Annotated in this window: 13 protein-coding genes, 1 pseudogene and 1 other annotated feature; of the genes and pseudogenes, 2 read left to right on the top strand and 12 right to left on the bottom strand. The window is 37.7% G+C overall.

From position 1 onward, the window contains the following. Nucleotides 1-58 precede the first annotated feature (58 nt). Complete coding sequence (locus tag CAP51_RS12970; protein ID WP_002123499.1) at nt 59-268, bottom strand: helix-turn-helix domain-containing protein; 210 nt, start codon at nt 266-268, stop codon at nt 59-61. A 356-nt stretch (nt 269-624) separates the two neighbouring features. Between CAP51_RS12970 and CAP51_RS12960 the strand changes: the two are divergent. Together CAP51_RS12960 and CAP51_RS12955 are read left to right on the top strand one after the other, a co-directional pair. After that, nucleotides 625-1,845: pseudogene (locus CAP51_RS12960) on the top strand (IS3-like element ISAba34 family transposase). Then, nucleotides 901-1,017, top strand: a sequence feature (AL1L pseudoknot). It overlaps the preceding pseudogene by 117 nt. Nucleotides 1,846-2,401: 556 nt before the next feature. Beyond that, a complete protein-coding gene (locus CAP51_RS12955) occupies nt 2,402-3,409 on the top strand; it encodes a GntR family transcriptional regulator (RefSeq protein ID WP_245809159.1) in 1,008 nt (335 codons plus the stop codon). 10 nt (nt 3,410-3,419) lie between these two features. On the opposite strand, the gene CAP51_RS12950 is transcribed toward CAP51_RS12955, so the two are convergent. From CAP51_RS12950 to CAP51_RS12900, 11 genes are all read right to left on the bottom strand, one after another. Then, entirely contained in the window at nt 3,420-4,598 is a 1,179-nt protein-coding gene (locus CAP51_RS12950; RefSeq protein ID WP_087621197.1) for an ABC transporter substrate-binding protein, read from the bottom strand. Between the two features lie 131 nt (nt 4,599-4,729). Continuing rightward, nucleotides 4,730-5,965, bottom strand: coding sequence for a carbohydrate porin (locus tag CAP51_RS12945; protein ID WP_087621196.1), 1,236 nt, complete (start codon nt 5,963-5,965; stop codon nt 4,730-4,732). Between the two features lie 227 nt (nt 5,966-6,192). Continuing rightward, on the bottom strand, nt 6,193-7,167 hold the full coding sequence (locus CAP51_RS12940; protein ID WP_245809158.1) for a CobW family GTP-binding protein: 975 nt from the start codon (nt 7,165-7,167) through the stop codon (nt 6,193-6,195). After that, on the bottom strand, nt 7,164-7,460 hold the full coding sequence (locus CAP51_RS12935) for a hypothetical protein (RefSeq protein ID WP_087621194.1): 297 nt from the start codon (nt 7,458-7,460) through the stop codon (nt 7,164-7,166). Before CAP51_RS12935 ends, CAP51_RS12940 begins: the two co-directional genes overlap by 4 nt. Nucleotides 7,461-7,474: 14 nt before the next feature. After that, nucleotides 7,475-8,224: an SDR family NAD(P)-dependent oxidoreductase gene (locus tag CAP51_RS12930; protein WP_087621193.1), complete on the bottom strand. Its 750-nt coding sequence runs from the start codon at nt 8,222-8,224 to the stop codon at nt 7,475-7,477. A gap of 62 nt (nt 8,225-8,286) precedes the next feature. After that, a complete protein-coding gene (locus tag CAP51_RS12925) occupies nt 8,287-9,054 on the bottom strand; it encodes an SDR family NAD(P)-dependent oxidoreductase (protein WP_228150487.1) in 768 nt (255 codons plus the stop codon). Between the two features lie 9 nt (nt 9,055-9,063). After that, a complete protein-coding gene (locus CAP51_RS12920; RefSeq protein ID WP_087621191.1) occupies nt 9,064-10,443 on the bottom strand; it encodes an MFS transporter in 1,380 nt (459 codons plus the stop codon). Between the two features lie 29 nt (nt 10,444-10,472). Continuing rightward, nucleotides 10,473-11,354 carry a polysaccharide deacetylase family protein gene (locus CAP51_RS12915; RefSeq protein WP_087621190.1) on the bottom strand — a complete coding sequence of 294 codons (882 nt, stop codon included), beginning with the start codon at nt 11,352-11,354 and terminating at the stop codon, nt 10,473-10,475. Between the two features lie 44 nt (nt 11,355-11,398). Beyond that, complete coding sequence (locus CAP51_RS12910; protein WP_087621189.1) at nt 11,399-12,751, bottom strand: amidase; 1,353 nt, start codon at nt 12,749-12,751, stop codon at nt 11,399-11,401. A gap of 1,025 nt (nt 12,752-13,776) precedes the next feature. Then, nucleotides 13,777-14,730: an NAD(P)-dependent oxidoreductase gene (locus tag CAP51_RS12905; protein WP_087621188.1), complete on the bottom strand. Its 954-nt coding sequence runs from the start codon at nt 14,728-14,730 to the stop codon at nt 13,777-13,779. A gap of 211 nt (nt 14,731-14,941) precedes the next feature. After that, nucleotides 14,942-16,090, bottom strand: coding sequence for a hypothetical protein (locus CAP51_RS12900; protein ID WP_087621187.1), 1,149 nt, complete (start codon nt 16,088-16,090; stop codon nt 14,942-14,944). Between the last annotated feature and the right edge of the window lie 36 nt (nt 16,091-16,126).

The following is a 16,126-nucleotide window of genomic DNA, read 5'->3' as shown; positions in this document are numbered from 1 at the left end:
TAAGCCAATCAGAAAAATAATAGGTTCTGCGACTAAATGTGTCGTTCAAAAAACTATTTTAATCTGGTAATAAGTCTTTGGGGCTAATTTGTAAAACCTGGGCGATTTGATACAGCTTATCTACTGTCAGATTGACTTCTCCACGTTCGATACGCCCTAAATAGCTACGATCTATTTCACATTTTAAAGCTAATGATTCTTGAGTAATGCTTGATTCGGTTCTTTTCTGACGAATAATTTTCCCAATCTTTACTGCTAACGCTGTCATTTTTACTGGAAAGTATAAAAAACAGTAATATCAGTAATTGAGGACTATAAATCCACGGACTATAATCCTCTTTTATTTGCTGGGCAGTCCATTATGAAAAATTTTGTACATCTACCTTTTTACAATGAGTTTATGGACATCTTTACAAATTATGAAATTAAAAATTGGCAGGCTAAACATTTTTGGGAAAAAATGATCATTGGTAAAAAATCTAAAACTAAACAACATCGGCGACTGATGTATGTGGGATTGCGAGTTTTAGTAAGGTGCAAGTACTTAGAAGTAGATGTATCAGAATCTACATCATGAACCGTACCGGGTTTGTCGGAGACTCAGTATTCTGAGAGAATGTTCCGATGACCAAATTAAAATATACCCCTGAAATCAGAGAAAGAGCGGTTCAATTATTGATTGAATCTGAAAAAGACTATCCATCTAATTGGGCTGCGATCACAGCTATTGCGCCTAAGATTGGTTGTACTCCTGAAACACTTCGTGCTTGGAATCAAAAGCATTTAGATGAGCAAAATCCTATCAAAGTACAACAGATCTCTGATCAAGAAAAAAATGAAGCAAATGGAACGTGAAATCAAAGAATTAAAGCGTGCCAATGAAATTCTGCGTAAAGCAGCCGCTTTTTTCGCCCAGGCGGAGCTCGACCGCCCACACAAATAATGGTGGATTTCATCCATAACAATAAGGCGTTATATGGTGTTGAGTCGATTTGTAGGATTTTACCGATCTCAGCTTCTACCTATTATCGAACACTAGATATTGCTGAAAACCCAGAACATCGAGCAAAGCGAGATCTACATGATTTGCATCATGCTGAACAAATTAAACGAATTTGGAAAGAAAGTTCAGGTCGATATGGTGTACGTAAAGTTTGGCAACAACTGAAACGTGAAGGTTATGTTATTGCACGCTGTACAGTGGTTCGCTTGATGAAGAAGCTAGGTATACAGGGTGTTTGGCGTGGGAAGAATAAATACACCACCCGTAGCCGAGATGATCAAAAAAGAGCGGATGATTTAGTGAAACGTAATTTTACTGCTGATTATCCAAACCAACTATGGGTCGGTGACTTCACGTATATTCAAACTCATTCAGGCTGGGTCTATACCGCCTTTATTATTGATGTGTTCTCACGAGCGATTGTTGGATGGAAAGTATCAACACGTATGAATACAGACATGGTGCTCGATGCACTAGAGCAAGCATTGCATGACCGAGGTATGCCTAAGAATGTGATTCATCATTCAGATAGAGGTGTTCAATATCTTTCAATTCGCTATACCAATCGTTTAGAAGCAGCAAATTTACGAGCATCAGTCGGTACGACCGGTGATTCATACGATAACGCTTTGGCTGAAACAGTGAATGGGTTATACAAAACAGAGGTGATTGAATATTTAAAAGCAGACTGGCAAGGTTTAGCGGATGTACAACTTGCGACATTAAATTGGGTAGATTGGTTCAACAAAAAGCGTGTACACAGCGCATTGGGTTATGTATCGCCTTTTGAGTTTGAAGCAATGTACTATGATAAGATTAACCCGTTAGGTCACGTGGCCTAACTTAAATAAAAATGTCTCCGACAAACCCGGTACGGTTCAGACAGTATGAAAAATAGGAAAAAGTTGGGCCTAAAAAGTTTCAAGAGTCAGGTCAATGAAGTACATGCATGTGTAACGATATTAAATAAGCTCATCAAATTAGGTAAACCTTGTAATACCCAAGTTGTAATTTAAATTTGAATGCTTGCAAAACATAGACATATGAATGACGTAACATCTGTCGCAAATGACAACTTATATGTCGCGTGACGGATATTCGTGAAATCACACATAAAAAATGGCAGTAAAGGCGTCATTTTTGTGCTTATTTTCAAGATATCAGCCATCTTAAATTACATAGCAGAGGAAGTGAAATAACGTTATAATCACTATTATTTATTCGTAACGAGATACGAAGTGACTACTCTAAATAAACTTAATGAATTGATTATTAAGAGTATTTACAGCGCTATAGTGAATTCATATGTCATTGAAACTGAGGCATCAGTACAAACTATAGAAATGCGTATCAAAGAAAGTAATCACAAATATTGCCATTTATCATTTGCTCATTAATATGCTGAACTCAACGAATTTTTCTCAACAAATAAATGCTCGTTATCAAATCATTTTTGAAACACTCACCAAAGCAATTAAAGACCAAACTATACCGACTGGAACTGTGCTATTAGAAGCACCACTGTCAAAAATATTTAATACAAGTCGAGTCCCTGTTCGGCACGCACTACAACTTTTATCAGATCAACACCTTATTTCTCGTTTTGATGGTCGAGGTTATCTTGTCAATCCTAAGCAAGAATATACCAAACCAATTAGATTAAATATCACTAAAGAATTATTAGGCATTCCTGATAATGAAGAAATTATTGATACACGCTTATTAAGCGAAAAAATATATGAGGAACTTTATCAATATATTTCACAGATTATCCTGCATGGCCATTACCGACTGGATGAGCAACGTGCGGCTGAACACTTTAACATTAGCCGAAGTGTCGTTCGAGAAGCTTTAAAAAATCTTCATTTACAAGGGCTCGTCGAAAAAGAACCCTATGGAGATTGGCTAGCTGGCCCATTATCAGCACAAAGTGTCAGTGAAAACTATGAACTTCGGTTAATTTTAGAACCCATTGCATTACGCAATAATATTCATCGGGTATCCAGTAATGACTTAAAAAAAATGTCTGAGCGTATTCTTTTTGCCCAGCAAAATATTAAAGATATGGATAAACAAATTATTAAACAGATTGAACACGATCTACATCACACGCTGTGTAATATAGAATGGCAAAATCAGAAAATGGCGCATATTATGTACAATGCACAAAGTTCGATTCTGATTAGTCAGGTATTACATGAGGCTATCCATGTCAACGATTATCATTTTATGCTGGCAGAGCATCAGGCTGTCATCGATGCATTACTGTATGGGTCTTTAGAATCTGCTATTCAAAATCTGGAAAAGCATCTTATCAACGCAAAAAAACGTTCTGTGGATTATTTAAAAGTGTTCTCAATTATTCCAGAACCCCATCTTCCGCCCTATCTGGAACGCGTATCCTAAAGTTAAAATTTTAACTGTCTAATAATGCTTTCCATTTCCGTACCAGATAGTTATGTTCATCCATAACAGAATTCCAGACCCCAATATGCCCCATACGCTCCATATATGAACCACCTTCTCTTAACATTCCTTTGGAAATCAAGGGTTGATCATTAATTCCACATAAAATTTCCTGTGCGGGTTTGCCCATATACCAAAAATCCCATTCTGCCTCTGTCATATATTCTCTGGCACGTAGAGGATTGGAAATGTATAAGCCTTGCCTTGCCATCATTGCACCAGCCCAGCCCTCTAACCACCAGTTTAGATAGCGATAAGCTACATCTTTGATTTCATCGGACACATCTCTGGACAATGCCAGTCCACCAAACCACGCACGATACCCTTCCTTCGGATTGGCAATTTTGAAGTTATTATTATGTTGCAGCAATTTGATTAAGGTCGGATACCATAAGCTTGCGATATATACATCTTTACTGGAAATCAATTGATAAGCATGTTCATCGTCAGACCAAAAATCCTTAAAATGATTAGTCCGCTTTAACTCCCATAGTAATGCAGTTAATAGATCAATTTCTTGTAAGCTCAGATTACCTAAATCTGAAAATTGCAATTGTTTGCTGGCCTGAACCGCCATGGCTAAATCCAGTGCCCCAATCGCCGCATCATTTTGTACTGCAACAGAGCCGTGCCAATCTTTATCCAGTAACCAGGCCCAACTCTCAGGTTGATTTTTCAGGCGATCTGGTAAAGATTTAGGAAAATAAATAAAGCTATCTACATTATGCGTTAATGGTAGCATGGTAATAAATGGTGTTTCATTGCTGCCTAAAGTACCATCTTGCTGTACATATAATCTTTGACTCGGTACTCCACCTTGTGCCAGTGGCCGATCTGAAAATAAAGTGCCTTTTTTAGCTAAATCATTAATTTCATTCCAGCGCTGAATTTTCGCTGTCTCGATGGGCTGAATGGATTTTACTGGCCAGACAAAATCAATATTGTGAAACCATTGATCATATAAATCATATTGTTCCGGATGCAATACTGCAATTCTTTGTACAGTTTGAGGGTCGTAGATTTGATACTCAATATGGATACCGAGGTCCTGTTCTGCTTTGACACGAATCTTTTCGATTAAAGTCACTGAAGTACCTAAGATTCGAAGCGTCGGGACTTTTGAAGTCATAAAAAAACCTTAATTAAATTGTATTTTTAAGTATTACAACAGCAAAATGACAATAATGAAGTAGGAAAAAACTTTAAGTGGTGAACCATTCAATCCTCGGCTTTAAAGCTTTCTCCCTACTTGTTTAACACTTAAAAGTTCATGTTGAATTTTACACCAGCCACCCAGGCATTGCCACTTTCCGAATTAGCGCCAATATTTTTTACATATTGTAAATTAGGCCGAATTTTTAACCAATTTGTTGCCTGAACCCCATAGTACAATTCGGCATTGAGTTCATTATCCAATTCTGGTGCCAGATCACTATCAACTGCGATACGTGAAATACCCAGCCCGATTTCATCCTTTGGCCGATTATCTGCCAGACCTTTATATACCAGCGCAATATTTTCTGCATCTTGAAAAATACTGGTTTTATTATCATATAAGGCAATTTGCCCCATTATACTAAGCCCACGATTAGCATCATTCACATGTGTCGTAAGTTGTTGTTTTGCAGAAATCCAGACGCCATATTTATGTTCATTTTCAGAATACCCTGTTTGAACATTGTCGGTATCAACCGTACTATAGTAATAACCTATACGATATTCTCCTGGCAAATGTTGCGGGGTTAATGTCGGCGTCCAGATCAGTTCAACAGGAATAATCGCCCCTTTCGAACCATCAGTACTCAGGTTAAAACCTTTACTACGTTTCAAATTTTCCGGATTAACCTCATAGGCACCGATCTGTGCGGCCAATTCAGGTGAAAAATTCCATTTAACCCGTGCCGCCCATTGACTGACAGGACCATTAAACCATTGATCACCCGACCAATGTCCAATTTGCCCACCACATAAAGCCAAGTTCTGAAATTCACAATCAAAACTTGCAAAGTCCTCACTCTGACCAAAACGACCCAGTTTGACATCAAGTTGATTATTCATAAAAGTTTTTTTGATCCACATATCTGTCAGACGCCAAGTCTGACCACGACCATATACTTCTTGTACCTGACTAATATGTGTAGATAGCGCATTGGATTTATTCTCTATCTGGTTACCATCCCGTTTAGTGATATTGATGTAAGCCTGAGTGTTATCCCAATTTAAAATTTTGGCCAAATCAAAACTACCAGAAAAATTCCACTGATCTGCATAAGCTGCGTCTTTATCTGAATCAACAGAAGTATCCAGCAAGGTTGCAGCTTGCCCACTATAAGCTATTGAAAAATCATAACCTTGTTCAACCAAGGCACTACGCTTACCGGACCAATCCCCCAACATCCAGAGACTTTGTGCATCAAAGGCCTGATTAGCGAAGATTGATGTCGTGGCACTTAGCGTTAATACCAGCATCGAACCTGTGAAAATATGTTTACCCATTCTACTACCTGCTTTAAAATTTAAAAATGATTAGAAATTGATGACATCGTTCAAATTAATCCACATTAATGACTTTTCACCTCCACATCCTCTAAAATAAAAACTTATTAAAAATCAATTTAAATTTTCTATTTTTTGATTTTTAATAAATCCTGAACTATTAAATTACGCACATAAAGCTCCTATTCCGTATGTTGTTAAATACAGAATTCTGAATTTTCAATCCGTTAACTTGCCAGTTTTTGCATAAATAGCTGAAACGAACGTTGTACCTGTTGCACATCAAGATGACGGGCAATCACGACTATTTTGGAGGTTTGCGCTTGCCAAGACCAAGTTTCCAAATGCTCAGGTGGATACAGACAATGCTGTACCCCCTGAATTAATACAGGTTGCTCAAAACCTGCTAGTTTTAAAATTCCTTTTATTCTAAGGAGTTGTTCTCCATACTTATTGAGTAATAAATTGAGCCAGACACCAAAGACTAGCCCATCAATCTCTCCTTCAAATTCAATTACACACGTCTGGGTTAAATCATGCTTTGCCTTATCCATAGGTTTAAAAAAAACAGCAGAATTTAAATTTTGGCGATGAAGTAACTGCTGTTCAAAAAGATTAGCAATACAGTAAACATCATGCACATTTTTAATTACTATCTCAGAGTGAATTTGCTGAATTTTATCCTTTACTGCGAGTTGTATGCTGTCAACAACCCGGTCGCATTTACTCAATAAAATCTGATCAGCGGCCACAATTTGTGTCAGCCACTCAGGATGTAGTTGCGATTGTTGGATAGCATTTTCAGTATCTACAACGGTAGTTAAACCGTGAAGATAAAAACGGCTCTTAAGATGCGTATCCTGCTGAATGGTCGCCAGAATTGAAGCAGGATTTGCCAGTCCTGTAGTTTCAATCAAGACCCTACTAAAAATTGGTATTAACCCTTGGGCTTGCTTGTTCAGCATATCTAATAAGGTTGTTTTTAAACTGTCCAAGACCGTACAACACATACAACCACTCGGTAATAAAAAAGTATTGTCTGCAACTGTTTGTACCAGTAAATTATCAATACCGATTTCACCCAGTTCATTAATCAGTACAAGTGTGTTTTGTGCATCACCTTCTAGTAACAGACGTTTAATCAGTGTAGTTTTACCACTGCCCAAAAATCCTGTCACAATATGTACCGGAATACTCATCATAGACACTCCAAATAGGACAAAATATTTGGGCTTAATACGTCTAACTTTTCGCCTGCCATATTTTCAATTTCCAGTAGTAATGCCATAAAACCATTGGCCATACTGCTTTTTCCGGTTGCAGTTTGCACAATATAATTGGTGCCATGAAAATCAGAAATTGTTAGCCGTTGTGATGCGGTCAGTAGATTTAAAATTTTAATGCGTCTTAATCTTTCCTGCCGTTTCGGTAACGTTGAAGCAAGAGCATCTGTCCAGTCTGGTGTTTCACCAATCACGCCACATAATCCACACATCGTACTATCCTTAATTAGGGCATAACATCGCCACTATTTGGTCCTAAGGTTTGCCCCACAAATAAATTACCACCCGGTTCAGAAGCCAATAATATAGCAACAGGTGCCACTTCTTCGGCGGTACCGAAGCGGCCTAAAGGCAATTCTTTGGCTTTATCCACTTTCCATTGTTCACTGATTCCCTCAACCAACGGTGTTATAATTGGTCCCGGTGCAATTGCATTCACTAATACATTATGTTTAGCGACTTCCTGAGCGAGGGATTTAGTAAAGCCAATTACACCTGCTTTTGCAGCGCAATAATGCGTGAGCTCAACACCGCCTTTAATGCCTAGCTGAGAAGAGATATTAATAATTCTTCCCCATTGTTGTTCAATCATGTGCGGTAGAGCCCGTTGACTGGTGAGAAAGACACTAGTCAAATCAATTCGCAACATGTCTTCCCACATTTTTTGGCTTAAATCGACACAAGGCGCTTGTGTCAGAATGCCGGCATTATTGACCAGTACATCGATTCCACCATAACATTCAATACATAAATCAATTGTTTGATTGGCACCTTCAGAATAACTAATATCAGTCACAATAGTGTTCACATGAGAAGTGAATTGACGACAATGTTCTGCACTTATTTCCAGTTGCTGTTGATTTAAATCACTGAGTAACAGTGAGCTACCCTGTTTAGCAAAGGCTAAGGCAATTGCAGCACCAATACCGCTTGCTGCGCCGGTGATCACCACACGACATTCATTTAACTGTTTCATTTTAAATCCTTTCTGATTATACGTCCGCACCATCTTGGGTGCAGACATCTAAACGTAATCTCTTAATCAGGCCAGCGCACGGTCAGCCCACCATCTACAATAATGCTTTGCCCAGTGATATAACTAGCCTCATCACTGGTCAAAAACCGGATGAGTTTTGCCACTTCATCTGGACGTCCAACCCGACCGAGTGGAATTTTTTTGCCTGCTTCGGCCAAACCTTGTGGACCTAAAGAATTTTTTTCATCTAAAGACTGAGGTGTTTCAATTAAACCGGGAATAACCGCATTACAGCGGATACCTTTAACTGCCAATTCAACCGCCAAAGAACGGCATAAACCCGGTACGCCAGATTTTGCAGCCGCATAATGGCTATGTTCCTGCCAACCATATACGCCGCCGGCAATCGAAGAAATTGCAACCATTGCGCCTTGAGCTACCATATATTTACTTGCTGCTCTAAAGGTTCGCATTACGCCCGTTAAATCGACATTAATCAGTTCATTCCATGCATCATCTGTCATCTCCAGTAAAGATGATTGACGTAGTAAACCAGCATTGGCAATTGCATAATCGAGCCGACCAAAATGGTCAATTGCAGCTTTTACACCAAATTCTACAGATTGATAATCAGCAACATCGACAGGTACCATGATGCATTCGCCACCTGCTTGTTTTACCAGCTCTTCTGTTAGTTTCGGATCATGTGGATCTTTTTCGAAATAACCACCTACTACACGTACATTATGCTTGGCATAAACCACAGCCAATGCCTGACCTATACCACTTGCAGCACCGGTAATAAATGCAACAGGATTTTGATTCATCATGTTTTTTCCTTATTTCACGTCTTCTGGATTGACATGGCGAGCAGCAAGCATCACCAAACCAGATAAAAAGCATGGCAAAGCACCAAACCAAAGTGCTGCACTTGCCCACTCTCCACCACTGGTTAATACACTGGTAATACCTACACCAGCTAGAATTGCTCCAATTGGTCCCATAGCATGTACAATCGCACCGCCGGTTGCACGAATACTGGTTGGGAAAGATTCCCCCATAAAGAACAACATGGCAGAATAAGGCCCAGTTAAAAAGAATAAGCCCACACTATAAAGTGCCACCACAGTCACTAAATCATGTGACGCCACAACCATGGCGTAAAATGCTATACCACCACACATCCAGCCAATCGCAACAGTATTTCTACGGCCTATGCGATCACCTAACCAACCATGAACCAGATAGCCGATAAATCCAACCAGGTTAGATAAAATCAGAATAATTAATGAGTTTTGGAATGATAAATGATGGACATTCACGATCACTGAAGTACCCAATACACTAAATACCTGAATTGCAGACCAGTTAAGTAGAATGGCCAAACTCAAAATTAGCGTTGGTCGTAATGCTTTACCTTGAAAGGCAGCCTTTACACCAGTTTTTTGATGCTCTTCATGATCAAGATGATATTCTGCGGCGAGTGCATTTGCTTGTTCAATTTGCCCAGCTTTTTTTAACTCCGAGATTCTTCTGATAATCTGAAATTGTGGACTTTCTTTAAGTTTTCTTGCCAGAATTGCAATAATAAATGCTGGAATTGCCGCAAAAATAAAACAACCTTGCCAGCCAATATGGGGTAGTAAAATTGCAGTTAATGCCGCAGCGGCTAATGCACCAACTGGCCAACCACTTTGTACCAGTGAATAAATGAAGCCTTTACGTTTTTTAAATTTCTCGTCCTTGGAGGTAGCATACATTTCAGTCAGATAAGTCGCATTCACACCTTCTTCAGCATAACCCAGTCCCGCAACCGAACGAATAATTGTTAAAGGACCTTTACCCCATCCAGCACCGACCGCTGTCATCGCTGAACTAATTGCTGTACCCGTCATAGTAAAGATAATACCTTTACGGCGACCGATCCTATCGACAATCGGGCCAATCGCAAAAGCAATAACCGCACCGCCCACAGCAATCCATGTCGCCAAACTTGCTTGTTCAGCCTCGTTCCAATTGAAATGTCCTCCCATTACCGGGAGTAACGTTCCAAATAAAATAAAATCATATACTGCGAATACCCATGCAAAAAAAGCAATCCAAGAAGCATAATTAATATCCTTCTGGCTAATGACATCAGGTTGCCAAACACCATTGCTTTTTTGGGTAGGTGATTCGTTGTTATTACTACCAGGATTTATATCAATATTTTCAGTCATGGTCATGTTCCTTTAATTTAAAGCCGACATTAACCAGCACGAGGAAAACGTTTGGCAAAATCAGTTGCGATTTCATCCATCATTACAAACTTCACACCTTCATGTGACTGAAAATGTTCAATTAAACGCTCTAACATCAATAACACTTGTGGACGCCCAGAAACATCTGGATGAATTGTGATTGGAAATACTGCATAATCCATTTCACGATAAACCCAATCAAATTGATCTTTCCACATTTGCTCAATATCACGTGGATTGACAAAACCATGACTATTCGGTGATTTTTTGATAAACATCATTGGAGGTAAATCATCCAAATACCAGTTTGCTGGAATTTCAATGAGATCCGTTTCTGTACCCCGTATCAAAGGTTTCATCCATGTATCTGGATGTTGGCTATAATCAATTTTGGTCCATGAATCACCGACTCTTACGTAATATGGCGTAAAGTCGTTATGCATCAGACTATGATCATATTTAATGCCTTTTTTAAGCAAAAGTTCATTCGTAACATTACTGAACTCCCACCAAGGTGCAACATAACCTGTGGGGCGTTTTCCTGATAATTGCGTGATTAATTCAATCGCCTTATCCAGCACAGCCTCTTCCTGTTCAGGTGTCATTGCTATTGGATTTTCATGACTATAACCATGCATACCAATTTCATGACCTGCATCGACTACGGCTTTCATCTGCTCAGGAAATGTTTCAACAGAATGCCCTGGAATAAACCACGTGGTTTTGATTTGATATTTTTCAAATAATTTCAATAAACGTAATGCACCAACTTCTCCAGCAAATAAGCCACGAGAAATATCATCTGGCGAATCATCACCGCCATATGAACCTAACCAACCAGCCACAGCATCTACATCAACACCAATAGAAACTAAAATTTCTTTAGCCATGAGATCATCCTTTTTGAAGTACACGTAAATAAATTAAAATGGAGTTACTTGTTGAATGAACCAGCAAGTACCTGTTCTACAGCGAGTGCTGCGTGCAAAACTTTTTGATCCTGATTACACGTTCCAGAAATCAATAGTGCAGTTGGTAAACCATATTCATCCGAACCATTGGGTAGAGTTAAACATGGCATATCCAGAAAACTTCCCGGCATAGTGAGCCTTAAAGTTTTCATATTGGTTTGAAAAAATAGCGTTTCATCCTGCTCAAGCGGTGCACGTTGAGGTGCGGTATGAGCAACCGTTGGGGAAAGTAAAAAACCATCGCAAAGTTCTTGTGAAATTAATTGCTTTAAAGATCGTGCAATTTGATATAAACCGATTTGTACTGATGCTGGCAGGTGTCTTGCCGTTTCCAGACGAGAACGAACTCTTGAATCCAATTGCGTTGCGGCATCACTATTTAATAAATCCTCATGTAAGGTAAATGCTTCGGCTGCACCTAGCCATTTACCAGAATCAATTAAACTCAGCGTTTTATGAATTGCGGTGATACGTTGGTATTGAATACATGCTCCAGCCTGTGCCAGACGCTCGATGGCGTATAGAAAATTATTTTTTACTGCGATTGTGATGGCAGGATCTTGCAAAAGATCAAGATCGACATAAAACTTAAGTTGTTGGAATAATGAATATTTGGGTAACTGTACATTTGCTTGTCCATGTAATAGACAGTCCAATACATAACAATCACGAACACTTCTAGCCAATGGTCCTAGCGTATCCAAAGAGCTGGCTAGAGGAAAAACGCCTTCTTTCGAATATCTTGCACAACTACTACGATAGCCAACCAGACCATTAAAGGCAGAAGGGATTCGGATTGACCCTGCTGTATCAGTTCCCATAGATATTTTGACAATATCTTGCCCAACTGCTACCGCAGAACCAGAAGAAGAGCCTCCTGGAATACATTTTGGCTCGACAACATTGGCCGGCGTACCAAAATGCGGATTTAAACCTAACCCTGAATAGGCAAACTCAGTCAGATTGGTTTTGCCAATGTTTATCATACCCATTCGTGTTAACGCAGACACAACCTCTGCATCATGTTGAGCTGGAGAATGATGCTTAAATACTTTTGACCCAGCTGTAGTCACCAAGCCTGCGACATCGATTAAATCTTTCCATGCAATTGCGACCCCATCAAAACTGGAAAGCGGACAAGCATTTTCCCAGCGTTCTGTCGATGCTTTCGCTTCTCTAAAAGCACGATCTAAACTTTGTGAGATAAATACCGATTGCACTGAATCCATTTTCATAATTGACTTTTCAAGTTCAATTAAAGGCGTAGTACTACCATCAGCAAATAGTTTTACTAACTCAAAAGCATCTACCGTCATAACCAGTCACCATAAATGTATATTTATTTAAAGATACATTTAATGTTTTAGCATATAACGTGCCAAAATCTAATTAGACCAAAGTATGTACTTATTTTTAATAATAAAAATAATTATTTATTAAATTATATGTTAATTATCATTATGATAAGTTGATAATGTATTTTTATAAAAATGTACTATAAAAATGCATAATTCTATAAATGCACTATTTAAGTACATATAATTTTTTGGAATTATAAAAAATTTATATGCTATAAGGTATTGAAAAGATTTAATTACTAATCAATTAATATACAGTTTTTTTGTTTGATGAAAGTGCACGGGATCTTTGGAGATTAAAGGTAACGCTGCTGATAAAAAGTTGGAGGGATCCAAGGTAAAAAACTATCATCAGTGGCTCAGTCAAGCATTTCTGAAGCAATGAGAGTCTGATAAGCATGTCGTGATGCGCTGAATTTCACATCAAACCTTTGCAATATGGACAGAAGATGTCGGTAATGATGAGATAAGATTTTTATTTCGATACTGTCTTGCGCCAATAAATACCAGCTTACTTAACAAATGAAATATTTTTTTAGTCAAGCAATAAATTGCTACCAAGTCCTGCCCATTTACATGTATTTAAGTTATCCAGTATGACGTATAAGCATTAAGAGCGTCTGCTAGATTTTTCCATATTTAAAATGTAGGTGACTTTTGTTGAATTTTAAAAGAGTAGAAGTGACCAAGATTTATCGTATAGATGAGCTTTAAATTTTAAAATATACATTAAAAATTATAAGATATTGAAATAAATTAATTTATTTTAAGGTAATTTAGTGCCTTTTAAAGTAAAAATGTAGGTGACTATTGCCAAGGTTGGTGTCGCGAGTTCGAGTCTCGTTTCCCGCTCCAAATTCTTAAAAGCCTCAAGTGGATCACTTGGGGCTTTTTTTATTTTTATATTCAAATACTTTAATCATATTTTTTAATTTAAATTCAAATAATAATTATTCTTTTGATAATGATCCTTATCGAGGCTTTTAGTTGATTAAATTTTTAGCAATACCATGAATATTTGAATTGATATTATCCTGTAAAATATCAAATAATCTGCTTTGAGCTTCCTCTGTTGCCCAAGCAATATGCGGTGTAATCATGACATTGGGATGCTGAAGGTTAAGCAGTATATGATCTGTTGGAGGTGGTTCTTCTGATAATACATCAGCGCCAAAACCTGCAATATCATTATTTTTAAGCGCTTGCGCCAAACTATATTCATCAATTAACCCTCCACGGCCTACATTGATTAATATGCTGGATGATTTCATTTGTTGGATAACCTCTCGATCAATCATGCCTTTGGTGTGATGATTTAATTCGCAATGTAACGATAATACATCAGCAATTTTGATGGCTTGATTGAAAGGAATATATCCTTGGCGACAAGTAAGAGCATTTTTTCGTTCACTAAAATATACATGCATGCCAAAAGCTTTTGCTTTTTCAGCTAAAGATAAACCGATTTCCCCTTTTCCCAAGATCACTAAATTTTTGTTGTTAAGTTCCCTTATAGAAGTAGATAAGTAATAGGAGGTTGGACTATTACTCCATTTTCCTGTTAGAACTGAGCTAAGTTGTGCATTTATATTTTTAAACAAATTTATCATCAACATGAATGCATGCTCAGCGACAGCATCTCCAGCATAACCTCTGATATTCGCTACTTTTACACCGTGTTGGCGTAATAAGGGAATATTGATGTGATCGAATCCTGTAGAACATAAGGCGACCAGTTTGAGTGCGGGATTATGGTCTAGTATTATTTCATCCACAACTAGGTCATTTACAACCAGAACATCCTGATCATATACCTGTTGATAAAATTCCTTTTGAGATAATTGATGATACTCCTTGTATATACAGGGAAAGTCAAAATGGAAATTTTTATCCAATAATATATTTTTTTCGACACAGGTAACTTTTAAAATCGCCATAATTTTTTCTCATTTTTCATGGTAAAAATAAAATCTCAATACGTTCTACAAGAATTCTAATTTTCGGTATAAATAACACGAGGATCAAAACAATTCATTTGTACATTTTACCAAATGAATTGTTGTTTTAAGGATTTATATGACTCATCAAAATATTGAATTTTTTGAAAATAACGTTATTTCAATGAGTTGAATATTGATCTATGTGCCATTAAAAATTATAAATTGCTTGTAAGTTAAACAATTTATTTGTACCACTATCATCACCAACAGCATAAGATTCTGTTGTGCCACCAATGTTAAAGTCATTTTTGCCGATGATATATTCTGCGACAAATGTGAATTGTCTGTGGTCTACAGAAACACCCAAAATACTACGGCTTGAATCTTTAAATCCTTCCGCATCTTTTTGGTAGGTACTGTACATGGCATAAGGGGTAATCGTGCCAATCTTTTCTACGTTTTTAAAAGCATAACTGATATCTGCGGTATAAAAAGTCCCTTTATTGGCAATCTCGTAATTGTCTTTAAATGAACCCACGGTTGATATATCTGGGTTAATAGTATCTTTATTATCCACTTTGTTTTTACCGCCAGTTAAAGTGAATGCTAGATTTTCATAGGAAATGGTAGAAAATAAGGTCCATGCTTTGCGATTACCAGTTAACTGTGTAGCATCATTATCGATATCCGAATGCCAATAAGCACCTCCCAATTTTGCGGATAATTTATCATCTTCAGATAATTTTAAATCTCTGGAAATACGTGCAAGCCACATATTTTTTTCATCTAAAGATTCAACATAGTTGGCTGTGTAACGGCTGGCATCGGCACTTGATCCATATTTACCACCATCTTTGGCAAAATAAGCCAGATCAATATTGGTCGCTTTAAAGGGTTGGAAATGATATTTCACCCCAAGGTTGTGTACATCTTCAAGACCAAATTGCGTAACGATGCCACCATACCAGTTACTTTCCCAGAAGCGTCCAGGACCAAATGGCACAGGTTGTAAACCTAAGGTGATATTGTCCGTCTGGTTAATGTTGTACCCAAGATAGCCATCGACTAATGAGGAGAAATCACATAATTTATCAAATTGATAGCAACGATATTCAATATGGCCAAATAATTTTGGTGATTGATAATCTAGATTAATTTTTGCGGCATCAAAGGTTAGTTTGTGATCATTTTCAGACCAGCTTTTATCCTGATATTTTGCACGTAAGAAACCTGATAAGGTTAATGCACCTTTGGCTGTTGTTTCGTCTCCAATAGTTAATGCATCGGCTTGTGCTGTATTGAATCCACCCAAAGTGAACATTGTGATCGCTAATGTTTTTACTACACGATATTGCATATTAAAATTTCCTCTAAAAATATTTTATGATTAATT

This window comes from Acinetobacter populi, assembly GCF_002174125.1.
Lineage (GTDB): Bacteria > Pseudomonadota > Gammaproteobacteria > Pseudomonadales > Moraxellaceae > Acinetobacter > Acinetobacter populi.
Note: the sequence above shows the minus strand (reverse complement) of the source record. Positions and strands in the feature narration are given on the sequence as shown.